General features: G+C 52.2%; 18 protein-coding genes. 10 read left to right on the top strand and 8 right to left on the bottom strand.

Annotated elements, in window-relative coordinates; genetic code table 11:
* Nucleotides 1-84: 84 nt before the first annotated feature.
* Nucleotides 85-1563 carry an NAD(P)/FAD-dependent oxidoreductase gene (locus GZZ87_RS12185; protein ID WP_162025078.1) on the top strand — a complete coding sequence of 493 codons (1479 nt, stop codon included), beginning with the start codon at nt 85-87 and terminating at the stop codon, nt 1561-1563.
* A gap of 65 nt (nt 1564-1628) precedes the next feature.
* On the top strand, nt 1629-3374 hold the full coding sequence (locus tag GZZ87_RS12180) for an APC family permease (protein ID WP_244648175.1): 1746 nt from the start codon (nt 1629-1631) through the stop codon (nt 3372-3374).
* An 88-nt stretch (nt 3375-3462) separates the two neighbouring features.
* Here the strand turns inward: GZZ87_RS12180 and GZZ87_RS12175 are convergent, their stop codons facing one another.
* Entirely contained in the window at nt 3463-4638 is a 1176-nt protein-coding gene (locus tag GZZ87_RS12175; protein ID WP_162025079.1) for an aldo/keto reductase, read from the bottom strand.
* Between the two features lie 572 nt (nt 4639-5210).
* Between GZZ87_RS12175 and putP the strand changes: the two genes are divergently transcribed.
* The gene (gene putP, locus GZZ87_RS12170) at nt 5211-6704 is read left to right on the top strand and encodes a sodium/proline symporter PutP (protein ID WP_162025080.1); all 1494 of its coding nucleotides are present in this window, start codon (nt 5211-5213) and stop codon (nt 6702-6704) included.
* A 230-nt stretch (nt 6705-6934) separates the two neighbouring features.
* Here the strand turns inward: putP and glsA are convergent, their stop codons facing one another.
* On the bottom strand, nt 6935-8086 hold the full coding sequence (glsA, locus tag GZZ87_RS12165) for a glutaminase A (RefSeq protein ID WP_162025081.1): 1152 nt from the start codon (nt 8084-8086) through the stop codon (nt 6935-6937).
* Nucleotides 8087-8265: 179 nt separating this feature from the next.
* Here glsA and GZZ87_RS12160 point away from each other — a divergent pair, with 179 nt between their 5' ends.
* The 3 genes from GZZ87_RS12160 (at nt 8266) to GZZ87_RS12150 (ending at nt 12438) form a co-directional block, all read left to right on the top strand.
* A complete protein-coding gene (locus GZZ87_RS12160) occupies nt 8266-8844 on the top strand; it encodes a DUF5698 domain-containing protein (RefSeq protein WP_162025082.1) in 579 nt (192 codons plus the stop codon).
* Between the two features lie 436 nt (nt 8845-9280).
* Nucleotides 9281-11080, top strand: coding sequence for a BCCT family transporter (locus tag GZZ87_RS12155; RefSeq protein WP_162025083.1), 1800 nt, complete (start codon nt 9281-9283; stop codon nt 11078-11080).
* A 20-nt stretch (nt 11081-11100) separates the two neighbouring features.
* Nucleotides 11101-12438 carry a hypothetical protein gene (locus tag GZZ87_RS12150; protein ID WP_244648215.1) on the top strand — a complete coding sequence of 446 codons (1338 nt, stop codon included), beginning with the start codon at nt 11101-11103 and terminating at the stop codon, nt 12436-12438.
* Between the two features lie 269 nt (nt 12439-12707).
* On the opposite strand, the gene rsmH is transcribed toward GZZ87_RS12150, so the two are convergent.
* From rsmH to GZZ87_RS12130, 4 genes are all read right to left on the bottom strand, one after another.
* Entirely contained in the window at nt 12708-13751 is a 1044-nt protein-coding gene (gene rsmH, locus GZZ87_RS12145) for a 16S rRNA (cytosine(1402)-N(4))-methyltransferase RsmH (RefSeq protein ID WP_162025084.1), read from the bottom strand.
* Nucleotides 13752-13838: 87 nt separating this feature from the next.
* A complete protein-coding gene (gene rdgB, locus GZZ87_RS12140; protein ID WP_162025085.1) occupies nt 13839-14444 on the bottom strand; it encodes an RdgB/HAM1 family non-canonical purine NTP pyrophosphatase in 606 nt (201 codons plus the stop codon).
* Nucleotides 14445-14670: 226 nt separating this feature from the next.
* The gene (ribD, locus tag GZZ87_RS12135; protein WP_162025086.1) at nt 14671-15804 is read right to left on the bottom strand and encodes a bifunctional diaminohydroxyphosphoribosylaminopyrimidine deaminase/5-amino-6-(5-phosphoribosylamino)uracil reductase RibD; all 1134 of its coding nucleotides are present in this window, start codon (nt 15802-15804) and stop codon (nt 14671-14673) included.
* On the bottom strand, nt 15801-16433 hold the full coding sequence (locus tag GZZ87_RS12130; RefSeq protein ID WP_162025087.1) for an MBL fold metallo-hydrolase: 633 nt from the start codon (nt 16431-16433) through the stop codon (nt 15801-15803). The genes ribD and GZZ87_RS12130 overlap by 4 nt, the downstream gene beginning before the upstream one ends.
* A 247-nt stretch (nt 16434-16680) precedes the next feature.
* Here GZZ87_RS12130 and GZZ87_RS12125 point away from each other — a divergent pair, with 247 nt between their 5' ends.
* Nucleotides 16681-17586 carry a tetratricopeptide repeat protein gene (locus GZZ87_RS12125; RefSeq protein WP_162025088.1) on the top strand — a complete coding sequence of 302 codons (906 nt, stop codon included), beginning with the start codon at nt 16681-16683 and terminating at the stop codon, nt 17584-17586.
* Between the two features lie 70 nt (nt 17587-17656).
* The gene (locus GZZ87_RS12120; protein ID WP_162025089.1) at nt 17657-18694 is read left to right on the top strand and encodes a papain-like cysteine protease family protein; all 1038 of its coding nucleotides are present in this window, start codon (nt 17657-17659) and stop codon (nt 18692-18694) included.
* 288 nt (nt 18695-18982) lie between these two features.
* On the opposite strand, the gene gpmI is transcribed toward GZZ87_RS12120, so the two are convergent.
* Together gpmI and GZZ87_RS12110 are read right to left on the bottom strand one after the other, a co-directional pair.
* Nucleotides 18983-20560 carry a 2,3-bisphosphoglycerate-independent phosphoglycerate mutase gene (gene gpmI / locus GZZ87_RS12115; RefSeq protein ID WP_178092129.1) on the bottom strand — a complete coding sequence of 526 codons (1578 nt, stop codon included), beginning with the start codon at nt 20558-20560 and terminating at the stop codon, nt 18983-18985.
* A 36-nt stretch (nt 20561-20596) separates the two neighbouring features.
* On the bottom strand, nt 20597-21607 hold the full coding sequence (locus tag GZZ87_RS12110) for a calcium/sodium antiporter (protein WP_162025090.1): 1011 nt from the start codon (nt 21605-21607) through the stop codon (nt 20597-20599).
* A 152-nt stretch (nt 21608-21759) separates the two neighbouring features.
* Between GZZ87_RS12110 and ileS the strand changes: the two genes are divergently transcribed.
* Together ileS and GZZ87_RS12100 are read left to right on the top strand one after the other, a co-directional pair.
* Nucleotides 21760-24588 (top strand): isoleucine--tRNA ligase, encoded by a 2829-nt coding sequence (gene ileS / locus GZZ87_RS12105; protein ID WP_162025091.1) that lies wholly within the window; start codon nt 21760-21762, stop codon nt 24586-24588.
* A 21-nt stretch (nt 24589-24609) separates the two neighbouring features.
* The gene (locus GZZ87_RS12100; RefSeq protein ID WP_162025092.1) at nt 24610-25416 is read left to right on the top strand and encodes a TraR/DksA C4-type zinc finger protein; all 807 of its coding nucleotides are present in this window, start codon (nt 24610-24612) and stop codon (nt 25414-25416) included.
* Nucleotides 25417-25515 lie beyond the last annotated feature (99 nt).

The following is a 25515-nucleotide window of genomic DNA, read 5'->3' as shown; positions in this document are numbered from 1 at the left end:
CATCGAATTGAGATTAAGTAGCAATCCAGATAAATGGTCTGCCCCCTTGCTTATTCATCTGCCCTTTGCTTTATGAGGGACGAGATGAACAACGACGAGAAGTGCCCTAGTATCGGCCACGCATCAGATACCGATAGCTCAGGCCTCTCCCATTGGACGGTGTGTCAGGCCTGTCATGGAGAAGGGAAAGTGAGTCATCGACCTACGAAACGAGCTCGAAATCGCTACAAACGAGCGCTACTGGCAGCTGCAGGGGGCACCGCCTCTGAGCAGCCCACTCCACTGGTGGATCACATTGATGACTGCGATGAATGCCAGGGCGCAGGCCTAAAAGAATCTAGCGCAGTTACTCTACCGAATACGAGCTACCCCAACATTGCGATCATTGGTGGTGGTCTCGGCGGACTAGCTCTGGCGGTGGCCTGTCGACACCGCGGCATCCCTTTTTCGATCTACGAACGCGATGATCATTTTGAGCAACGCTCTCAAGGCTACGGGTTGACGATGCAACAAGCCAGCAAAGCACTTGAGGGCTTTGGTATCTCTGAACTGCAAGAAGGCATCACCTCCACCAAACATGTCGTGCATAAGACAGACGGTGAAGTGGTTGGAGAGTGGGGATTGAGAAAATGGGGAAAACCTAGTTCAAATACCTCCCCGAGGCGGCGCAATGTGCACGTCCCTCGGCAGTCACTACGCAACCAACTACTCAAGGCTCTAGGAGGCCATGACATGGTTCAATGGAATCATAAGTTCCTGGATTACCAAGAGTGCGAGGCGCATGTGAACCTTCGTTTCCAGGTGGGGAATGATGACTCGATCAAAACGGTTCAATCAGACATAGTGGTCGGCGCAGATGGTATTCGTGGTTCGGTTCGACAGCAATTGATCGGCGACGCGGCGACGCCGCTACGTTACTTAGATTGCATTGTAATTTTGGGGATTTGCCCTTTAGAAAACATCGAAGACTCTACGCTGTTGAATGGAGAAACAGTGTTTCAAACCGCCAATGGCAACGAACGTATTTACATGATGCCGTATTCGGCAAGCACCATCATGTGGCAGCTCAGTTTTCCTTTACCGGAAACAGAGGCCAAATCACTCAACCGACAAGGAGCCCAAGCACTCAAAGAGGAAGCGCTTCGCAGATGCCCAGCGTGGCACACCCCGATCCCTCAAATTATCGCAGAGACACCTGTGGCTCTGGTTTCCGGCTACCCCGCCTACGACCGTGAGCTCTTAACGAGTGACCTGTTGCCTGAGAATTCGCACGTGACACTCATTGGAGATGCCGCCCACCCGATGAGTCCCTTCAAAGGGCAAGGAGCGAACCAAGCATTACTCGATGCCCTCTCATTGGCTCGTTCCATTCACAAGACAAACATCACGACTAAAGGATCGGTCACAAAAGCCCTACTCGAGTTCAAAGTCGAGATGCTAGCCAGAAGTGCGATCAAAGTGAAAGCCTCGGCAGACGCAGCACGCTTCTTGCACACCGATGTCGCAATAAGAGCGGGCAATATGCCACGCGGATCGACTCGAGGAGACGAGTCAAGGGCATAGCGCCTAGCAATAATACACAACCAATTAGTTGCATCGCGACTGAGTAAATATACATTGCAGCACAAATGAAAAAGGCCGCAGAACACACTAAGCTGGGGCAAATGGCATCAACTGCCATTTGCGGCAATGACATCACATCCTCCTGCCTCTATGTTTCGGCATTGGCAATTTTCTATGCTGGAAGATGGGGACCGTTGGCCTTGCTGATTGTTTCGGCCGTGCTTTATTTTTATCGTTCGATCTATGCCGAAGTCGTCGGAGCGTTGCCTTTGAACGGTGGAGCCTACAACGCGCTGCTCAATACCACCAGCAAGTTTAAGGCATCGTTCGCTGCTTGCCTGACCGTGCTTTCTTACATGGCAACGGCCGTCATTTCAGGGAGTGAAGCAGCACATTACGCGCATACGATCTTCAGCTCAATTAATATTCAAATCGCCACGGTCGGTTTACTGGCGTTCTTTATGTTCCTTACGATTTGGGGCATCGCCGAATCCTCGAAGGTCGCGATCGGGATCTTTCTTTTTCACCTCTTCTCCATTTCACTGTTGATCATTTGCTGCTGCTTCTGGCTCTTTCAGAACGGCACGGAAACTCTGTTTCTAAATATGAGTATTCCGGTCGAAGGTGGCTGGAAGCAGGCTATTTTCTTCGGCTTTTGCGCCGCGATGTTAGGCATTTCAGGCTTTGAAAGCTCTGCTAATTTCGTGGAAGAACAGGCCGATGGCGTGTTTCCTAAAACACTCCGAAACATGTGGCTCGCGGTCTCGATTATTAATCCCCTAATTGCTCTGATGGCGCTGTCGCTCTTGCCCATGGATACCATATTCCAAGAACAAGAAGCGCTACTGTCTAACCTCGGCACATTGGCCAGCGGTAATTGGCTCGCGTTGGTCATATCCGTGGATGCGGTGCTTGTGCTCAGCGGAGCGGTGCTGACGAGCTTTGTCGGCGTCAATGGCTTGGTTCATCGCATGGCGCTAGACCGTTGCCTACCCCAGTTCTTACTAAAGACAAACAAGCGAGGCACGACCCACCGCATCTTGATTGTATTTTTCATTCTCTGCATCTCCGTCTATTTTAGCACAGGCGGTGAGTTGAAGGCCTTAGCTGGCGTTTATACGATTTCATTCCTCGCGGTCATGGCCCTCTTTGCGATCGGCAATATTTTGCTAAAAATTAAGCGCGCAAAACTTGCCAGGCCTCATCGCGCAAGTTGGATTTCGGTGCTATTAGGCCTCTTCGGCGTGCTCTCCGCGCTGGTGGGTAATGCGCTATTGAATCCGAGTTACCTCGCGGTGTTTTTCGAATACCTAGTGCCGACACTGATTGTCGTCGGCTTCATGCTCGGCCGTGTCGCCATATTTGAATTGGGGCTGTTTGTTATTCGTGCGGTCATGGCCACCATTTCATCGACAATGGGTCGCGCCATGGGAACCATCAATGAACAAATCGATTCCATTAAATCACAACAGATCATCTTCTTCACTCGTGGTGACAATCTGTGTAACCTGAATCGGGTGATGCTCTACATCCGACGAAATGAACACACAAATCGGGTCAAGATCGTCAATATCACTGCAAAGGGCGGTGACGCTCCAGAGAAATTAAAACAAGACGTTCAATTCCTGGACGAAGCATACCCCGAAATCGATGTTGAATTGGTGGTAAGGGAAGGCACCTTCGGCCCTGAACTGATAGCCGAGTTATCGAAGGAATGGCAGATCCCATCGAACCTGATGTTTATCGGATCCCCCGAAAGTGAATTCCCCTACAACTTAGCCCATCTAGGCGGCGTCCGTTTAATTATTTAGCGTTTAGAAACAGATCGCCATACCAACTTAAAATTGAATGGAAGCACGACGTCTAGGGTGAGTAAACCGAAGTGGTTCCGCTCCCCCGCTACTCCTCTTTCTTTGGCGAGTAGAAGCGCTCGTGCGTCTCGTTGAGGAACTGCTTCACATCGACTTCTGCTATCGTTTGGCTTGGGTCGACTTGATCGACTGCATCCGGCGTAGCAAAGCAACCAGGAAACCAATCACCCTTGTCCTCAAACATATTGTAACGCATCTCACCAAAACTGGTTTGATCGTAGCATTTCCACATACGACGCATGCGGAGCACCTCTGGTATATTGATCCCCGACGCGTCGCCTAACAGTTCGTAACCATCCCATGCAGATTCAGGATCATCGAGCACCGCGCCATTCATGCGCTGTGCGATAGCCTGATCGTCTCTAGAGAGCGGCACCGAAAATGGAAAGATCCCAGACATCTCCTCGACATGCTCAGGCTCACTCAATCCGAAACTAAGGGTATGAATATTAGGGTTCGACAAGCACCAACGCGCATTAAACTGAATTGGAGTTAACGGAGCACACAGCTGTGACAATTTTGAAGATGGCTCGTAAAGCTTCCCTCCCTTGTCGTTCGGAGAAATGATAAACACGCCCAAGCCCTTCGCGGCCGCATAGTCCACCGCACCACGATTGCGCTGCATGAAATAGTAATAATGCAGATTCACAAAACTGAACAGCCCTGTCGCAATTGCATCGATGATCACGTCTAACGGCCCGTGCGTTGAAAACCCCACATCACCGAGAATACCCTCGGCCTTCATTTTAAGAAGCTCTTCAACCGGCCCACCCGATTTCGTTGCGATGGCCAATTTCTCAGGCGTATTGATACCGTGCCAGCCATAGAGATCAATAAAGTCGGTCTTCAGAGCGATTAACTGCTCCTCAACGAGGCGACGCATCTCCTCAGCCGTATTCGCCGCACCCTTTGTCATCAGATGGTAGCTATCACGCTTCAAACTGAGCACGTCGTTGAGCGCGATGCCATGGCAATGCTCACTCTTACCGTAGCCGTGTGCAGTTTCGATGTGATTGATGCCCTGCGCAAAGGCACGCGTGACGATATCGGCGCACTGATCTATCATCTTCGTCGAAGGCTGATCGCGAGGCCCAGACCAACCATCATGGTAACGCATACCACCAAGTGTGATTGTGGAAAGCCACTGGTTCGTTTGACCGAAACGGCGGTAGCGCATCGTCGCCTTTTGATTTTTAATACTCATCCTGAGCAAAGAGAGAACTCTGAGCGGCAAACATTGCAAACTAGATCTGAACATCTCGACTTCAAACTTTTCCAGCTCGCTGCTGATATAAGATAGCGATCGCGATGCGACGCCAGTCTCGTCTATTTTGAACGAGAGTCCTTGTAGTGGTCCACCCCGCTCCTACGTCGCTCGATAAGCGATAGAGGACAGATATACTCACGCGCATCAAGTATTGTGATTTGTGAAATCGAAGAATCTGGCGTAGGGGTGCTGCTTGCCGTTTCGACAGGCTCAAGGCCCAGAGCTTGTCGAAGGGCGGCACCCGCGAAGGCAGCTAAAGTTTTACAACTTCCTATGCGTGTGGCCTTTGCGCGGTCTTCGCAAGCAAAGCCCCTACAGCAAGATAGCGAAATAGCATGAATGCACTTTTCACAAATCATGATGCGCGTGAGTATAGCGCGAGTCCGCTACGATACTTCATGGCACACCTGTCCCACCTTTGAGGAAGAACCTGAAATAGACCCTTGTTCCTAATCGCAGAGCATGCGAGGGTCATCACCTTTATCAGTAGTCAAACAACACAAACACACATGGAAGTTGGCATTTGGATCAGTCTCTTTTTATATTTCGGTTTGATGATCGCGATCGGCTTTTACGCTGCGAGAAAATCAACCTCTAGTTCTGAAGAATACATGCTAGGTGGGCGGCAATTGCACCCTGCAGTGGCGGCCTTATCTGCGGGCGCGTCCGACATGTCCGGGTGGCTGTTACTGGGACTACCCGGAGCGCTCTTTGCGGCCGGGTTGATTGAGGCGTGGATCGGAATCGGCCTATTGGTCGGTGCGTGGCTAAATTGGATGGTGGTAGCACCACGCCTGCGCGAACAAACGGAACGCTATGACAATGCGCTGACCATCCCACAGTTCTTAGCCAACCGATTCCCCTCTAAGGCGATGTCGCTACGCACGGTTTCGGCGGTGATCGTCGTAGTGTTCTTCGTCGTTTACACAGCCTCAGGCCTCGTTGGTGGAGGCAAATTATTTGCAAGCGCATTTGGTGATCTGATCAATTTGAGCTTTATGAGCGACTATACGTTCGGCGTTTGGTTCACGCTAGGTGTTGTCCTGGTCTATACAGTCATCGGAGGATTCATGGCGGTTAGCCTAACTGACTTCGTCCAAGGCTGCATCATGATGCTGGCGCTAGTGATCATGCCACTAGTCATTCTCACCACTGGCCAAAACGATGGACTCGTTACAACTGTCGAGCAATTGAATGCGATTGATCCGCACTATTTATCACTGTTCGACGGACTGACTTTCTTTGGGTTTCTATCGGCTGTCGGCTGGGGACTCGGTTACTTCGGACAACCCCACATCATCGTCCGCTTCATGGCGGTTCGCTCAGTGGCAGATGTAGCCAAAGCTCGTAATATCGGAATGAGTTGGATGTTCATCTCGCTACTCGGTGCGGTCGGTATAGGCATCTTAGGACGCGCTTATGTTGAGCGCAGTGGCATCACCATCAGTGATGGTGAAACGATTTTCATCGTGCTGGCCAATTTACTCTTTCATCCACTGATCACTGGTTGCCTTTATGCCGCATTGCTAGCCGCGATTATGTCAACGATCTCGAGTCAATTGCTCGTCTCCTCCTCATCGCTCACGGAGGATTTCTATCGATTGTTCATGAATAAGAAAGCGAGCCAAGGGCACCTGGTCACAGTCGGTAGAGTCAGCGTGGTGTTGGTTGGGGTGATTGCTGCACTCATGGCCGACGATCCTAATTCTCAAATTTTGAAACTTGTGTCCAATGCTTGGGCGGGGTTTGGCGCAGCCTTTGGTCCATTGATCATCCTATCACTGACATGGAAGAAAATGTCCGGGACAGGCGCAGTCGCTGGTATGCTCACAGGTGCCGTGACGGTGATCGCCTGGATCAATATGGGCTGGAGCAGTTCCTTTCTGGGTGGCCCTGGCATCTACGAAATTATCCCGGGGTTCATACTCGCTTGGCTGGCCATCGTGCTAGTCAGTCGCAGGACGCACACCGAGGGCGAGTTTCGTCCTATCCCGCGAGATTAAAGAGTCAGCGTCATTCAGTGGAACTGCTGTAGGTTATCATTTCATACAGAGCCATGCCGAGTGCGATGAAACCGTGCATGCTTCTCCTGCGATACCGTCACGCATCAAGAATCTTGATTTTTAGCTCAACCCATTCGGGAGGGACGAGCTTCGTCTTGCAGCGTGCTGGTGCTTTAGTTCTGTGCTGAAGCTCGGCGAACGGCGCAGAAGCGTCCCTCCCCAAAAGCAACTCAGTCTTCTGGGTTTGCCCCATAGAGGCCGACACCGAGTTCACCAGCGATATAGCGAATCGCTTTCATGGCTTTGATGGAGTTTCCGGCCTCGTTCAAACGCGGCGAAAAGGCGGCGATTGCAAACTTGCCTGGCACGACTGCGACGATGCCGCCACCGACTCCCGTCTTGGCTGGCAAACCAGCGGAAAACATCCACTCTCCAGATTCATCGTAAAATCCAGCAGTTGCCATTAGCGCAAGTAACTCTGGGACATGTTTCGCATCGAGCACCTTTAGATTGCTCAACGGGTTGGTTCCACTATTGGCGAGTGTCGCTCCCATGATTGCTAGATCTTTAGCGCTGACGCCGACGGAGCATTGTTTGGTATAAACGCGTAGCGCTTCTTCTGGTGCACAGTAAAGCCGTCCGTAATTATACAGCAAGTTAGCGATACCACGGTTGCTCCATGCGGTATCATATTCTGATTGATAGACAGCTTCCAACAGCGGCAGATCGGCTCCAGCGAATAATTCAAGGTTACGGTGCACGCGTGACCAACGTTGCTGCTCGCCATTCGCCTCAACCAGACTCACAGCAGCGATCGCACCGGCATTCACCAGTGGATTGACGCTGCGCGCTGGGTAGAGCTCCAGAGCCATTTTAGAGTTAAACGGTAGGCCCGTGGGTTCCACTCCGATTTTTTCGAGTAAGGCTTCAGGGCTCTGCTCCTGCATCACGAGCGCTGCAGTAAAGGGCTTGGAGACCGATTGAATCGAGAATTTGTAATCGATATCTCCGACGGTATACAGTTGTCCCTCTCGAGTGGCGATCACGATACCAAAGAGATCACTCGGCACTGTCGTTAGAATTGGAATGTAATCCGCATTCGCACCTTCATTCAAATTTTTATATTTATGGTAAGCCGCATCCACCACTTGCTGCAGTCGATGTGTTTCGGCCGCCACAGGTGCCACAGGTGCTACGGGCGCCACAGGGTCGGAAGAAGTGACGTCTTCGACCACGACTGGCCCGTTCAACTCTTCAGTTACGGCATTGATGAAATCGAGTGCCGAAGCAGCTTGAACGAATTGAGCGCAAAGCAGCGGAAGCACCCCCAAGGTGCATATTGCTTGAAGTGAAATACGACGAAGTTTAAATGCAATTCTCATGTGACAAGCATACGACTCCTTCAAGTCTAAGGCAAAGTCAAAACATCATCATTGTAAACGCTGACAACAAAGAGTGAATGATTAAAGCATCCGGCGCTTAAACCATCGATAGGTATGGGTCGATCGATGTAGATTGCTCCTTGGCATACACATGCACATCAGCATAGCTTCGGACATTCATGGAACTTGATTTTAACGATCTCCCTTTTGGAGTGCTCGCATTTATTGTTTTTCTCTCAAGAGTGCTGGATGTATCGATCGGCACGATACGGATGATCGCGACAGTGCAAGGTCGCGTCTATCTGGCATTTGTCTTGGGACTATTCGAAGTGACGATCTGGTTGATCGTAATTGCGACCGTGGTCAATACCGTGCTCGCCCGACCATGGCTACTCATCTTTTATGCGCTCGGCTTTTCCACAGGCAATGTCGTCGGCATTATTCTGGAGCGCAAGCTTGCACTCGGGCACGCCGTCCTACGCGTAATTACTGGAAAAAACGCCGAAAAGATACAACAAGTGCTGCGAGCAGACGGTTTTCGTGTGACACAATTTGAGGGCACAGGAGCCACTGGCCCCGTCTCCGAACTACAGATTGTCTGCGAGCGCAAGCTATTGACGCGAGCGCTGCAGCTCGTGCAGAGCATCGACCCTGAAGTTTTCTATCTCTGCGAAACTCCGACTAGAGTTCGGCGATTTGGCAATCAAATGGCCGGACCAGAGTCCGCATTCGTGGGTGGAATCATTAAGCGAAAATGAGCTTCTGATCTAAGATCGGCAGATGATGAGGGTTGCAAAGTCCTTATCCGCCTGTTTGATAGAGCATCTAGTCTGAAACACACGTTTCCCTACGAACCCATTTAACTTAGTCTTAATTCCGTCTTTTATTTAAAACAGTCCGAACCTCACGCAATGGCGAAGGTAGAGACAGACGAGCGCCATTTATTAGGTGTTCGCATAGGCGAGCTATGGGCAGACAACACTTTTCAGTGTGTCCACAAAATGGCTCGATTATGCCCGACGGTTTGGCTGGTTCTACCAGTGTTAAAGGGAGTTCTGCGCAATGATAGCAGCACGCATAAATCGTCATCCTCAATGGTGACGATGCTTTTGCGACAACATCTAAGTGGCACGTGGTGCCCTATTTCAAAATGTGGAAGTAGGATCACCACTCACAAACATTCAAAATATTGACATGAAAGATAAAAAGCAAACATCCCTGAAAGGGGCTGAGAAGCGGACGCTGGCAGAAAAGCTGCATCATGCTGAAAAAGTCGCTCGTAAAAAAGCGATTGAAGAGCGCGAAAAATTTCGTGGGCTTCAAATTCGCCCGACCGCTACGCTCCTGGACGGTGAACCCTCGCGCGAACCGGGCGATCGAAACTGGAATGGATTCGGCTTCGACATACATCCTCAAGTCACTTTTGCATCGGTCTTTATTTTGACGATCTTCATCGTCCTAACGATCATGTTTAAAGACCAAGCAGCCAGCACTGCCGATGGTATGTTGGCTTGGATCTCTATGAATTTCGGATGGTTTTTTATCCTGTCGGCAAACGTATTTATCGTGGCGGCAGCATTCTTTGCATTTAGTCGTCTTGGAAGAATCCGGATAGGCGGTAATAAGGCGAAGCCTGAATTCTCAACAGCCGCATGGTATGCCATGCTTTTGAGCGCTGGTATGGGCATTGGGCTAATGTTTTGGAGTGTGGGGGAGCCGATATATCACTACGACTCGCCTTCACCCATGTTTAATGGCATCGAAGGCAACACTCCAGAAGCAGCTCAAGCGGCGATGGGAACCACTTTTTTCCATTGGGGATTACACCCATGGGCGATCTATGCAATCGTCGGGCTGGGATTAGCATTCTTTGCCTATAATCGTGGCCTTCCGCTCACCATTCGCTCCATTTTCTACCCGATTCTCGGTGATCGCATCTATGGTTTCTGGGGAAATGCAATCGACGTGCTGTCAGTGCTGGCAACGTTAATGGGCCTCGCCACATCGTTGGGCTTGGGGGTCACGCAAATCAACGCCGGCCTTAATTACCTCTTCGATGTCTCGATCAGCACAAACGTGCAAGTGTTACTAATCGTCGTGATCACTGGCTTTGCAACGGCGTCTGTCATGACAGGCTTGGACAAGGGAGTGAAGCGACTGAGCGAACTCAATATGGGACTCGCGGCGCTGTTCTTATTATTTCTACTCATAGCTGGACCGACCATTTATATTCTAAGCGGATTTACGCAGAGCATCGGATTCTACATTGAGAATCTGCCCGAAATGAGCATGTGGACGGAAACATTCCGCGATACGAATTGGCAAGGTTCATGGACCATTTTCTATTGGGCATGGTGGGTATCTTGGTCGCCTTTCGTCGGCATGTTCATCGCTCGTATTTCCAAAGGCCGCACCGTGCGTGAGTTTATCCTCGGTGTGATGATAGTCCCAACGATTCTATCCTTTATCTGGATGTCCGTTCTGGGCGGTTCAGCGATTAGTCTACAGGCCAGCGGCGAAGCCAATATTTTCGGAGCAGTCAGCGAAAACGTATCCACGGCACTATTCGCGATGCTGGAATACTTCAACTTCTCCACAGTGCTGTCGATGGTCGGCATTGTGCTCGTGACAGTATTTTTCGTCACTTCGTCAGACTCGGGCTCACTGGTCGTCGACCACTTAACATCTGGTGGAAAATTGAAATCTCCCGTGCCACAGCGCGTATTTTGGGCGGTCATGGAAGGTGTCATCGCTGCCGTGCTACTGCTTGGAGGCGGGCTTTCGATTTTGCAAACCGCTTCGATCTCTACAGGCTTACCATTTACCGTCGTTTTATTATTGGTCGTCTACGCGCTCTACATGGGCCTCTCCGAAGAAGCTTATATGGAAGATGCGGTGCTAGATAAATTAGAAGATGTGCATGCGGAACATAAAATAACCGAAGCGATCATCGAAGTGCACGATGAATTACTGACGAAACAATCAGATCAATAACCGACTCAACTGAAACTCATATGCGATTCACACAATCCTCCAAGCGATGCCTCATCGCCCTACTGATACTCATCGGATTATCTAGCCTGCCAGCCCAAGCCGAAACCAAAGCAGAGCTCATCGAGCGAGTGAGCCTACTAGAGCAGGAACTCGCTGCTGCTCGCAGCGCGCTCCAAGTGGCAACCACCAACGAAACACTGGCAAATGAGCGCGCCACTCAAGCCGAAATCCAATTAACCGCAGCGCAGGATAAAACTCCAACCAAGATACAAATCGGAGATTTCACAATCGGCGGCGCCATACGCGCGAACTATGTCATCGGAGATTATCCAAACTCAAACGGTCCAAGCCGTGGAGGTGATGGTGGAAATTTCGAGTTAGACACCTTCCGTATCAATATCGATTACGTAAATGGCCCCGTCATTGGTAAGGCTGAATATCGTTTCTATGACGGCTACAACTTCCTACACACTGGATGGTTAGGATACAACTTTGAAGATGACAAGCAAGTGCAAGTCGGACTCAACCGAGTGCCCTTCGGCCCGAGCCCTTACGGAGTGTCGCAGAGCTGGTTCTTCGATCAGCATTATTATGTCGGATTAGCGGACGACATGGACTTAGGCATTAAATACACGACGCATCCTGGCGATTGGACGATCGACCTCGCATATTATTATTCGGCAGAGTGGCAAGGACGCGGCTCCAGTCGAGATAGCGCACGTTATTCCTACGACGTTGTCGACGAAACAGGAAACGGCTACGAAGAACGCAATCAATTCAACCTACGCGCGATCTACTCCACTACCTTGGGTGAGGTTGATGCCGACCTCGGCACCTCGCTACAGGCAGGACAACTGCAGAGCAATGGCGATCAGGATGACGGTGAACTCTATGCGGGTTCGCTGCATGCGATCTTCCAATGGAACAACTGGAAACTAACACCGCAAATCACCTATTACAAATACGACGTGAGCAAAAGTCAGGTTCAATCAGGCGACGTGACCGACGAGGAGATCGACCTAGGTGCTTATAATTTCGCTTGGCCCGTTGCTACTGAGGCTTGGATTCCAGCGGTCTCACTCAGCTATTTCTATGAAACCTCGCGCATCGATTGGCTTGATTCAATTACGCCCTATGTGGAATACAGCAGCCTAATGAAAACAGAAGGCAGCTTCAACGATAGCGATCTCTTTATCCTCGGGGCCGCATGGGCCAGAGGAGGTTGGTATATTTATACCGACCTCGCCTTCTCCAATGGCAACTACTTCGTCGGCGGCGATGAATTCACCACCTTCGGCGCGAACCCTGACAATGATTGGCAGTCACGATTCAACATCAACTTTGGCTATTATTTTTGAGAACGGCGATTCTCCGAGAATACTCAAACTTTAACTAATGCGCATTGTCGCGCTCTATACTGGCGCGTATCATGATTGGTGAAAAGCGTAGTCGAGTTCCTTGCCTGACATGAGCCTGTCGAATGTAGGTGTTCGACCGACACGGCCCTTGAAACCACTACCTCCAAGCGGGAAGCCGCCTACGACTTCAATCTCAAGATCCAGAAGATTGTGCCTTCTCGGTGATCAGATCGCCATATTGAAAGTCACAATACTTGATGCGCCCAGCTCTAACTCGCCTTCACTGCCCAACGCAGTTTAGCTGACGAGGCGCGCGGGTTATCGTGCTGTTCAGCGAAGGAGGCACGGATGACCTCCTCACTAATTGCGCTGTAGAGCCCATCTTGTAATCCCGCTTTGAATGCTTTTTTAACACGACGATCTTCTCCACTATGAAAGGTTAGAACGGCAACTCGACCGCCCGTTCGAAGGCAACTCGGTAGCCCACGTAGCCAGCCATCGAGCACCTTGAATTCGTCGTTCACTTCAATACGCAGTGCTTGAAAAACCCGGCGCTGCGTGGCTTTTACCTTATCTTCATCAAAGGACTCGGGCAGTATCTGCTCGATCGCACGCGCAAGCGCTCCAGTCGTCTTAAATACCTGTCCAGCCAACGCGGTGGCCAAACTTGCCGCGTTGGGCTCATCCGCATTTTCACGTAAAAGTGCCTCAAGTGCTTCTTCGCCGATTTTTTCGAGCAAGGTGCTAGCGGATATGCCCTTGTTCGGATTCATTCGCATATCGAGCGGGCCCTCATGCTTAAAGCTGAAGCCGCGTGCGGGATTGTCGATCTGCATCGAAGATACGCCTAGGTCGGCGAGAATGGCATCGGCACCCTCGTGCCAGCCGACTTTCCCTAGCACGCCCCGCAGGGCGACAAAGTTCGTGCGTTCGCAATGCAAAGATTCCTCTGGAAAACCCGCCAAGCGCAGACGCGCCTCTGTCTTTGGCAACTCAATGGGATCTTGATCGACTCCGATCAAGCAACCACCGGGCTGCACCGCTTTCAAGAGTTCGGCCGAGTGACCACCATAACCAAGCGTGCAATCGACAGCACGCTCACCGGATTGGACTGCAAGTGCCTGCATAATTTCGCTGACCATAATCGGCACATGTTGCCCAGCAGGTGTTTTACCACCAGCGAGCACATGCGCTACCGTATCTGCGTAGCGCTCAGGGTTGAGCTCTTTGTATTTATCCTCAAAGCGACGCGGGTTCTTGCCCTTATAACGCACGCGGCGCTTGTGTGGTTGAGGAGTCTCTTCGCTTGTCATACCCCAAACATGCGCGGCGTCTCTTAAGCGGCAAGCCCAGAGGCCGGCCCTCCCGCCCAAACCCACACATTTAGTAGATCCGAAGCACTATGAGCGCTCCGCTAAAATCGTGCGCATCCATTCGACAGCTTTTGCGCGGTGGCTGAGTTGACTCTTCACCGAATCACCGAGTTGCGCGAAGCTCTCGCTATAGCCATCTGGAATGAAAATCGGATCGTAGCCGAAGCCGCCGTCGCCATGCACTTCCGTATCGATACGTCCTTCGCAACTGCCATCATAATGCGTGATATAGCCTTCGTGATCAATCACACACAGCACGCAACGAAAGCGCGCAGTGCGCGCTTCTTTGGGCACGTCCTTTATGGCGTCGAGTAGTTTGACAACATTGTCACCATCACTGGCATCTACACCAGCGTAGCGGGCAGAATAAATCCCTGGTGCGCCATCAAGTGCATCGACTTCGAGGCCGGAGTCGTCCGCCATTACCCATGCATCGGCAGGTGCCTGCGCCCGTAGCGCCTCGGCTTTGAGCTGCGCGTTTGCCGCAAAGGTTGAGCCATTTTCGTCGACTTCCGGCATGCCGCCGCAGGTCTTCGCCGATACCACATCGAAGTCTAGCCCCTTGAGGAGCAGTTCGAATTCTTCGACTTTGTGAGCGTTGCCTGTGGCGATAATGAGAGAGTGCTTTGACATAGTGATTACAAATTAGTTGAACCGTAAATAAACGTTAAATGAACGTGGATAAGGATTTTCCGAAAAAACGTAGTTGGAACCACGAATGGACACGAATCAACACGAATAAGAATTTATACCACTCAACCTATGCCTTGAGTCTCTGAAACGCGCCCTCTTCGAGAGGCACGTCCTACACCTCAAGATACAAACACCGACTTGCCTAGTTATCAGCTTCAAGGCGAACTTAGCTCGCCTCACACGAGGAGAGGCTACCGCGCGTAAGAATATCTTCGCCTAAAATTGCGTGGCGCACATCGTTGAGCTGGAATGCCTCACGCATCGACTGTGTATCGCGCGCACTACCGATGCCTGGCGTCTCACTGTCGCTCATAAACTTCGGAGCTTGATAGATAAATGCATAGTCCGCGAGCTCGAGTTCGATCAAACTGGAAGCCAACACGGGACCGGTCTCAACATAAACGCCACAGATGCCTTCATCTGCGCAACGCTTACGGAACGCCTCCCAATCCAAATGCCCTGCTGCTTTGGGTAATTCCCACACCAACACACCCTTCGCTGTGAGTCGACCACGCCGTTCGACATCGGCCGCTGGTCCACACAGCACAATCGTGCGCCCCTTGTGCACATCAGAATAAAGCTGCGGCCAATCTGCATCGCTCACCGTTTTTAGGCTACGATCAAAAACAAAACGAATCGGGCACCAGACCGTGTTGTCGATACGACTCGTCAGGCTCGGATTATCGCGCAGCACCGTATTCGCACCGACGGCAATCGCGGGAAAATAACGTCGCCAGCGCATCACATCCGCACGCGCGGCCTCGCCGGTCACCCATTGTGAATGTCCAGAAGCGGCGGCAAATTTACCATCTAGGGTCAACGCCATCTTCGCGGCAATAAAGGGACGCTGCTGCACGATCCAGTGATTAAAAATCAGGTTCAGATCGGTGCAATCTGAAGCCATGATGCCTTCGACCACATCGACCCCGGCCTCACGCAACAATGCGAGCCCCTGCCCTGCATGGTCTGGGTTCGGATCGACTGCGCCGACCACGACCTTCCGAATGCCAGCCTCCAAAATCGCACTTGTGCACGCGCCAGTGCGTCCACAAGTGCTGCACGGCTCCAGTGTTACATAAATTGTTGCGCCCCCTGCTGGCTTCCGCCCCAGTCCACGCAACGCCTCGATCTCCGCATGCGGTTGGCCTGCGGCATGGTGCCAGCCCTCGGCGACAATCTGTCCCTGCTCCACAATGACCGCACCCACCATCGGATTGGGGTGCGTCTGCCCCCACGCTCGCCGCGCCAGTTCAAGCGCACGAGCCATGAAGACTTCGTGAGGCTGATCCGCGAGAGTCATCCGCGCACAAATGGATTGCTGCGCTTTTCTTGAGCGACGGAGGTATTTGGGCCATGCCCAGGATAGATGACTGTCGCATCCGGCAGCGTATAGACCTGAGTTTTGATAGAAATCTCCAACACAGACATATCGCCACCAGGTAAATCATAGCGACCTACACTACCTGCAAAAATGACATCGCCCACGATGGCCGCCTGCTCACTTTCGACATACACCATGATATTACCTGGGCAATGACCCGGCACGTGACGGATTTCCAATTTTGCTCCTAGCAAATCGAGCACATCGCCACCGCGAATCCAGTGATCGATTGGCACCGGCAACATTTCCAAGCCAGGAATCGCATAACTCGCCATCTTCGAGGGTGATTCAAACATTTCAGTATCCGCCGCATGCCCATAAGTCGGGATACCGGCTGCAGCGAATTTGTTGCCATCGATCATATGATCCCAGTGGCCATGCGTCAGAATCAGCGCAACAATTTTGCATCCGTGCTTCTGCGCCACTTGAGTGGCCCATCTGTAAGCCTCTTGAGGCGCATCAATGATGACGCATTCTTTGCGCGTTGGCTCAATCAGAGCAAATGCATTGGTTCCAATCGGTGGCAGTTCTTGAGATTCGATAATCATAAACAATTGACGATGCAGTGTGGAGGCAGGGTTTCAACCCAGAAGAAGCTATAAGGGTGGATGAAATCAAAGTCTGCTCCACTGGCTCGAACCTTAGTCGTAATCAGCAGCACCTATGGAGGCAAAAAAACGAGTAAGATTTGGAGTATGATTACGATTAGAACTTAGTATGAATTTCCAAAGTCCCAAAAAATACCGCATAAATTGGCATTGTCCCCGCGATAATGTAAGCTACTATATGTTTCTTATGCGCTTGTCAGACAACAGATTCACCTCCGGTTTCGGCCAAAAGGCTCGCTTCGCACTCCTGCTCTGCATCGGTAGCGTCATGCTCACACTTACCTCGTTAAAAGCCGACAGCGAGTTTGAGGTCAGCGCCAGCCCATTTGTCACAGAAGGCTTTGCACAACTAGAAGCTGGTCACACAGAAAACGCACTGCAGGCATTCGACCAAGCCCTGCAAGCCGACGGCAACGACCTCTCAGCTCGACTCGGCCAAGCCATGATTTACGCTGAGCAAGAGCGCCATCAAGCCGCCTTCAGTTCCTACGACTTAATTGTGAAGCGCTACCCACAGCATGCGTTCGCCTGGAATGGACGTGGGCTGGCGGCTTTTAACCTAGAAGACTTCGATGCCGCGCTCACTTCCTTTAAAATGGCAACCGTCGATCAACCAGTGAATGGGTTCTTTTACGAGTCACTGGCATGGACGCAGATGTGCCGTGGCGAATTTACCGATGCTGCCGAGTCCGCAAAAAAGGCGACTCTTATGTATGGTCGTAAGGGTGAATCATCTGCCTACCCTTTGCTCATCGCCTACTTCGCTTATCATGAATCTGGCGATGCCCAAAACGCCCTCCGCACCCTTCAATACGCGAACAAGAACAAGCCAGTCAACCAATGGCCCGCTCCAGTGATCGACTATTTGAGTGAGAAAATCGATGAGTCCGATCTCATCAGCTACATCACCAACAGCGCCGAAGAGACCGAAGCACACACTTACATCGGCCTCTACCTACGCTTATTAGGCGAAGTCGACGAAGCGAACCAACATCTCCAATGGGTCAGCCAACACGGTGACTCGCAGGTGTTCGAATATACGCTCGCTCGCGCGATTAATCTGCAAACAAACGTCGCCTCAATCGCACATTAACCCTTAAAAGGTGTCAGAAGCTGAGACTCAAAGCTTCCTACTGTATTCTATTCGCCCTTATTTCGCGCAGATGAAACAGACTCGCACGATTCGCCGCGCATTCCACATCGCACGACTTTGCTTCGGTGCAATGCTCTGTTCGAATCTCTCGGCAGTTGAGACACTACCGACCGCATTCAAACTGCGCAAAGTGCCGATGGTCACACAACGAGAAAACTTCTGCGTGCCTGCCTCTGCCGCGATGATTGCAGGCTACCACGGTATCAAAACCGACCAGGATCAAATCGCGCAGCTCTCCTCCGAAGCATCGATCTCCAACGAGGGCACCTACCCCAGCGATATGGCACTCGCCATGCAGAAACTCGGCTTCGACGGGAAAACTTTAATATGGGAAGACGAAGCCGATTTTAATGCCAAGGTCTTACCAGCCATACGCCATTCTTTAGTCGAGACTGGTCCGATCTATATTTCCTTCCGTCCTGGCGCCTTCGGCGCGATGGGGCACGGCTGCGTGATCATCGGCTATGATGATCGCCGTGAAGAACTATTTTTCCACAATCCTTGGGGTAATAAGTTCACTAAAACATACGGCGAGGTCGCTGCCTTTGGCTATGGCATCGTGCAATTCGACCCTCCACGCGCAGCTCCCATCGCATCAGATACCTTCATCGCTCAAATCCAACAACACGCACCGCGCTTCGATGGCGACTTTGTCGCCCTTGCCAGCCGCCTCAAAGACGCAGGCCTCCCGTTCGATCTGGTCTGGTGTAGTCGCCGTGACGCTCGAGATGATGAACGCTTTGCAACCGATACCGCACGCGAGGATGGCCGCAAAATCCTCGAACTCGCCTTTAGACGTAATCCCGCAGTGCTCATTCCCTCCAGCCCTGACGGCAAAACCAAAAAATACTATTTTGTCACACGTCCCGCTAAAGGCGGCGCCAGCTTCATGGTGCGCGAAATCACCGAGCGCGGTTGGAGCGACGCACAACTCAAGACACTCGGCAGCCTCACACGTGAATGGGCCACCGCCTTTACTATCGCAGAGCAGACCGCCCCCGTCTGGGAGCTACCAATGATCGAACTACACGAGGGCTCTGAGGACTGAGAGCCGATTGGAATAAAGGAGTGCTCCTATTGATTGTAGCGATGACACGCTAGTGCCCTCGATTGACGGTTCGGATACAACGATCGACCTTGCTGGCGCAAGTTCGCTACACGATTCAATCGATTTTTTAGAACTGATCCAAGGACCGCACACGCACCCCTCGTGAACATTTTAAAATGCCGTGAGTCACAGTCGCCCGCGGTCTTCGCACAGCAAAGCCCCTACAAATGAAAAAGCCCGGCCTCCACGATGTGGAGCCGGGCTTTGAATTTTGAAAGGTGTCGTATGCTACTTGAGCAGACAGTGACCTGTCATTGCTGCAGGCTGTTCCAAGCCCATCAGCTCAAGGATCGTCGGTGCTATGTCGCCCAGCGCACCACCTTCGAGCGTTGCACGTCCCTTGCAGCCTTCGCCATACATGACGACCTCAACTGGGTTGAGCGTGTGCGCGGTGTGTGGCCCATTGTTTTCGGGGTTCCAGAGCTGATCGGAGTTACCGTGGTCAGCTGTGATAACTGCATGGCCACCGACGCTATCCACTGCATCGAGCAAGTCCTGCACGCAACCGTCAACGATCTCACACGCCTTGATACATGCTTCAACCACACCCGTGTGGCCGACCATGTCAGGATTTGCGAAATTCACGACGACTAGACCATACTTGCCAGACTTGATTGCTTCGACAGACGCATCGCGGATGCCGTAGGCTGACATTTCTGGTTTCTCATCGTAAGTCGCGCAATCCTTGCGGCTTGGAACGAGCTTACGGTCTTCGCCAGGAAACGGCTCTTCACGGTAATCATTGAAGAAGAATGTAACGTGCGGGAATTTTTCAGTCTCAGCGCAACGGAATTGCGGGATGCCCTTATCAGAAATATAGCTCGCGAGGATGTCCTTCATTTTCTCCGGCTTGAAGAACACGATGTTATCGCAGAGGCCCTTCTGGTATTCGCTCAAAGTCGCAAAGTAGATGTCGAGTTTTGCACCGCGATCGAATCCATCAAAGTCGTCTTGGATGAATGCACGCGTCAACTCACGTGGACGGTCGCCACGGAAGTTGCAGAAAATCACGGAATCACCATCCGCGATGGTAGCCACCGGCTTGCCATCGGCATCGACCACAGCGGTCGGCGGGCAGAACTCGTCGCCCTTGGTGCCTGCTGTCTCAGGATTGTCGTATTGATACTGGATGCCTGCTTCTGCAGACGTCGCAGTCGTCTCGATATTGCGACCAGTGAGGCAGTCGTATGCGCGTTGCACACGATCCCAGCGGTTGTCGCGATCCATCGCCCAATAGCGACCGGAGAGTGACGCGACTTTACCAAGTCCGATCTTTGCCATTTCAGCTTCGGCCTCCTTGATGAACTGCTTGCCACTGAAAGGTCCAGTGTCGCGGCCATCAGTGAAGGCATGCAGGTAAAGCTCTTGAACGCCCTCTTCCTTTGCAATGCGGATCAAGCCGTAGATGTGCTCCAACATCGCGTGAACACCCGCATCGGACACGAGGCCCATGAGGTGAAGCGCAGTGCCCTTCTCCTTCACATTCGCAATCGCGGCCTTGAGCGTCGCACTCTCTTTGACAGAACCCGTTTCGATGCCCTTGTTGATACGAACGAGCTCTTGGTCAACCACACGACCCGCGCCGATATTTTGGTGACCGACTTCAGAGTTACCCATCACACCGACCGGCAGGCCGACATCGAGCCCACACGCCATGATCTCTGTGCGAGGCCACTCAGCGGTGAGCCGATCCGCACAAGGCGTCTTGGCGAGCTTCACCGCGTTATAGGAGTCTTGCTCCGAGTTATGATTCTCCCCCCACCCGTCGCGGATGATAAGGACTACTGGTTTATAGGAATCAGACATAATGTGTATGTGTTGGAATTAAAAATTCTAGGTTGATTAAAAAAGATAGCCAAACTGAGACAGTCCAGACAGCGACAGAATCGTAACATAAAGGAAAAGCAAGAGCGCACCCTCACGCCGACTGACGATATGTCCGCTCTTAAAGATCAATAGTAGCAGGGCTGAAAGAAGCACTAGCGCGGGAAACTCTACCAGCAGCAATTCATCACGCACATCGATGCCCGCAAATGCCGACACACCGCCACCAATGAGCAGCATATTAAACAAATTCGAGCCCACGATATTACCAGCACAAAGGTCACCATGCCCGGCACGAACCGCCGAAATCGATGCGGCCAACTCCGGCAGACTCGTGCCGATCGCGACAATAGACAACCCGATAAACAAGTCACTGACACCCATGCGAGTCGCCAATTCCACGCTGGCCCCGACCAAACAGTCAGCTCCAAATGCCAAGCCCAAGCCGCCAAGTATGATCAACAGCAATGCAACGGACGTCGTCTGACGTTGTCCCGCCTCCGTGCTTTCCGAGAACTCCTCGACTGCCGCCTGCGCATCTGGCTCTTTCGCTCCGCGCACCACATAGATCAAATACGCCACAGTGAGCAGCAATAAGATCGCACCTTCAATACGATGAAACCCGCCGCCGAGCGCGAATGCGCCAAACAGCAAAGTTACAAAAATCAGAATCGGGACTTCACGCCGAATCATACGCAGCTGGATCTTCAGCGGCGCGATCATCGCCGCAACTCCCAGAATCAGACCAATATTGGCAATATTACTCCCTAGAATATTCCCCAGAGCGATACCAGGGTTACTCTTTGCCGCCATCAACGAGGTCGCCATTTCCGGCATCGAGGTCGCAATCGACACCACCGTCAGCCCGATCACCACAGGGTTGATCTTAAAATTCGCTGAAATCGCAACCGCTCCATCGGTCAACCAATCCCCACCAAAAGTGAGAGAAACCAAACCCACGACCAAGATGAGCAAGAGTGCCCACAGTGGAAAACTTGAAACCGAGAAACCTAGAAGTGCGAGAGTCATTAGATCAAATAAAGCGGCACACAGCAGTGCACCATCGAACGCTACGTAAGAAGCGTGAAATTTAAAGATCTGCGAGAACATTCTGCGTGCTTGACTTGAGAAGTCAAAAAAACACACTGCCGCGTTTTTACATGGCCCCCGGTCTCAAAATCATGGCTCTAGACCTCAAAAATACGCTCAATCTCCCAGTCACCGCATTCCCAATGCGTGGTAATCTCGTGGAACGCGAGCCCACACGTATCGAACACTGGGAAAAACTGGATCTTTACGGTAAAATTCAAGCCAAAAACGCGGCTGGGCAGAGCTTCATTTTGCATGACGGTCCGCCGTTTACAAATGGCGACCTGCACCTCGGCCATGCCCTCAACAAGACGTTGAAGGACACCATCTTACGCTTCAAATGGATGCAAGGCTACAACGCCCCATACATCCCAGGTTGGGACAGCCATGGTCTGCCAATCGAGCACAAGGTATCGCGTGAACTTCAAGAAGAAGGCCGCACCGATTACACTGCACTTGAAGTGCGTGAAGCCTGCGCGAAATTTGCCGACAAATTCCGCGTCATTCAACGCGAACAGTTCAAACGCCTCGGCGTATTGGCGGATTGGGACAACGAATATTGGACCATCCACCCTGATTACGAAGCCACTGAACTAGAAACTTTTGCCAGCTTCGTTGAGCAGGGCCTCGTCTACCGCAGCAAGAAACCAGTTTACTGGTCCATCCCTTGCGCAACTGCCCTTGCAGAAGCTGAAATCGAATACAAGGATCACAAGAGCGTCTCGATCTATGTAAAGCTCGGCCTCTCCGACGCAGCGCTCAAAGCACTTGCCCTCGAAGATCCTGCATCTGTGCTGATCTGGACGACCACGGCATGGACATTGCCAGCCAACATGGCGGTCTCTGTAAATCCAAAGATCGAATACAGCGCACTCAAGACCAGCAACCAAGGCACGATCATCGTCGCCACTGCGCTGCGCGATGCAGTCATCGAAGCCTGCGGCCTCGAAGATGTCGAAGTCATCAACACGTTCCTCGGCTCCGTCATGGAGAAGCTCGAAGCACGTCACCCATTCATCGACCGCCCGAGTCCGATCCTACTGGCTGACTACGTCACCACTGAGAGCGGCACAGGTTGTGTCCACACCGCTCCTGGCCATGGTCAGGATGACTACATCACTGGCATCAACAACGGCATCGACGTGTATTGCCCACTCGATGACAACGGTTGCTACATCGATGATGGTCAAGTGCCCGCCGAACTCGTTGGCCTCTCGGTGCTCGAAGACGGTAAGATCAGCGAAGCAAATCGCGGCGTGCTCAAGATCATCGGTCAAAATGGCTCACTTATCGCCAAGAAGACGATCACCCACAGTTACCCACACTGCTGGCGTTCGAAGACTCCGGTCATTTTCCGCGCAATGGATCAATGGTTCATCGCGCTCGATAAGGGCGGCGACCGCCAACGCGCACTCGACTCACTCAACGATGTCAACTTCATCCCTGCTTGGGGCGAGAAACGCATCCGCGCAGCGGTCGAGAACCGCCCGGACTGGTGCATCAGCCGCCAACGCACATGGGGTGTGCCAATCCCTGCATTTTACAACGAAGACGGCGAAGCGTTTATCGACGCCGACGTCATCCGTGCCATCGCTCAAAAGGTCGCAACCAGCGGCACTAACATCTGGTTTGAGCAAACAGCTGCAGAGCTGCTTGAAGGCATCACCTTGCCAGCTGGCTGGCCTACTGCAGACCAACTCAAGTGTGGCACTGACACACTTGACGTATGGATCGACTCTGGCACGAGTCACCGCGCCGTGCTGCAAAAACGCGACAACCTTAGCTGGCCCGCAGACCTCTACCTCGAAGGGAGTGACCAACACCGCGGCTGGTTCCAAAGCTCGCTCTGGACGTCCGTCATCGCCGACAAGGCCGCGCCTTATAAGAATCTTCTCACACACGGCTTCATCGTGAAGGAAGACGGCACCAAGCTCTCCAAGAGCGACGGTGCAGCACGCCCACTCCCTGAATGGATCAAGCTCTACGGAGCTGACGTGGTGCGCCTCTGGATCTGCTCGCAGGACTACCGCAACGACGTGCCAGTCTCTGATAAGATCGTGAAAAATGTTTCGAACAGCTATCGAAACATGCGTAACACCCTACGCTTCCAGATCAGTAATCTCTTCGACTTCGACGCAGCGACCGACGCCGTGCCACTCACCGATCTCAATGCGATCGACAAATGGGTGCTCGACGAACTCGCACAACTCGTGCGCAAAGTCACTGAAGCCTACGAAGCCTACGAATTCCACCGCGCATTCAAGGATCTCATTGATCCCTTCTGTGCGAACGTGCTTTCGGCCACTTACCACGACATCCTCAAGGATCGTCTCTACACCTGTGCGCCCAATGATCCGCTGCGCCGCTCTTCGCAAACCGCGATCAGCATCATTTTTAGCGTCTTCACACGCCTCGTGGCACCACTCATCCCGCACACTGCCGACGAAGCATGGAGCTATGCGCAAAACGATAGCGACTTTACCGACGAGCCGATCGCGCTCAGCGACTGGCCGTATGTGGATACCGCATGGGATCAGCCAGAAGTCGCCGCAGACATCCGCGCGCTACGCACCTTCCTCTCGGAGCAGGTCAACGACAGCCTCGAGTCACTCCGCCAAGACAAAGCAATCGGACAGAGCTTGGACGCCCAGGCGACCATCACTGGCTCGATGAGCGATCCCGAATTCGCTCGCTTAAAGCAATACGAGTCGGACTTGCCGGAACTTTTTATTCTTTCGCAAGTCACTGTCCTCGAAGACGCAAGTGCGACCGAGCTTACTGTCGAAGTCGCGCATGCCGATGGCGTGCGCTGCCCTCGCAGTTGGCGCTGGGTGCCCGAGCTCGTCGAAACAGAAGCGTGGGGACCGGTATCTCCACGTTGCGCCGAAGCACTCAAACAAATTTCACAAGCTACCAAATAACACCCCACTCTATTTTTATCAATGACTGACAAAAAGACCAAGGCCTCCGCGAGCCAAAAGACTGCGAAAACAACAGCAACAAAGAAAACAGCTGCCAGCAACAAGCCGACCGTAAAAAAGGCATCTGTCGCACGTGAAGGTGAAGCCGCAGACAAAAAGGCAACTCCGATCGTCTTCTCCATGGACGACATCGAAGCACTCGTTGCCACACGTAAGAAGGAACAGAAAGCCGAACCGGAAAAAGCTCCTGCGCCCAAAAAGGTGGTGCCAGCAAAAAAGACGATCGTCGTCGATGACAAGCCCGTTGAGAAACGCGTGCTCGGTGCAGCCTCTCTCGCAGACATTCTCGGATTCAACCCAGCGGAGAAGAAGAAAGTCACTTCGCTCGAAGAAGACTCGATCCCCCAAAAGTGGAAAAAATACTACAAGCTCCTGCTCGACCTGCGCCAGCACGTCAGCGACGAGCTCGACCTCCACACATCCGACACACTCAAAAAGGAGGCCCACGACAACAGCATCGAAGACGACTCCGGCACAGATGCATTTGACCGCGACTTTGCACTCAGTCTCGTCTCCAATGAGCAAGACGCTCTCAACGAAGTTGAAGAAGCAATCCTGCGTATCAAAGACGGCACTTACGGCGTCTGCGAAGTCACAGGCGAAGACATCGGCAAAGATCGCCTCACCGCGGTGCCATTTGCACGCTACTCAGTCCAAGGCCAAGCAGAGTTCGAGAAGAACCAACGCCGCAAGGTGGACCGCAATGCTGGCGGACTCTTCGCCGACAGCTCTGACGCACCAAAGATCGTTTCAGACGAAGACGAATAGTTATACAGACAGCACGTCTCACCTTTTTCAAATGGTGCCTTCGATCAGAGGGCACCATTTTTATTAAGATACAGGCCACACACGCACACTCCACTCTAA

The sequence above is a fragment of the Lentimonas sp. CC4 genome, from assembly GCF_902728235.1.
In the GTDB taxonomy this organism is placed as follows: domain Bacteria; phylum Verrucomicrobiota; class Verrucomicrobiia; order Opitutales; family Coraliomargaritaceae; genus Lentimonas.
The sequence above is the reverse complement of the archived record's forward strand: the minus strand, read 5'-3'. Positions and strand labels throughout refer to the sequence as shown.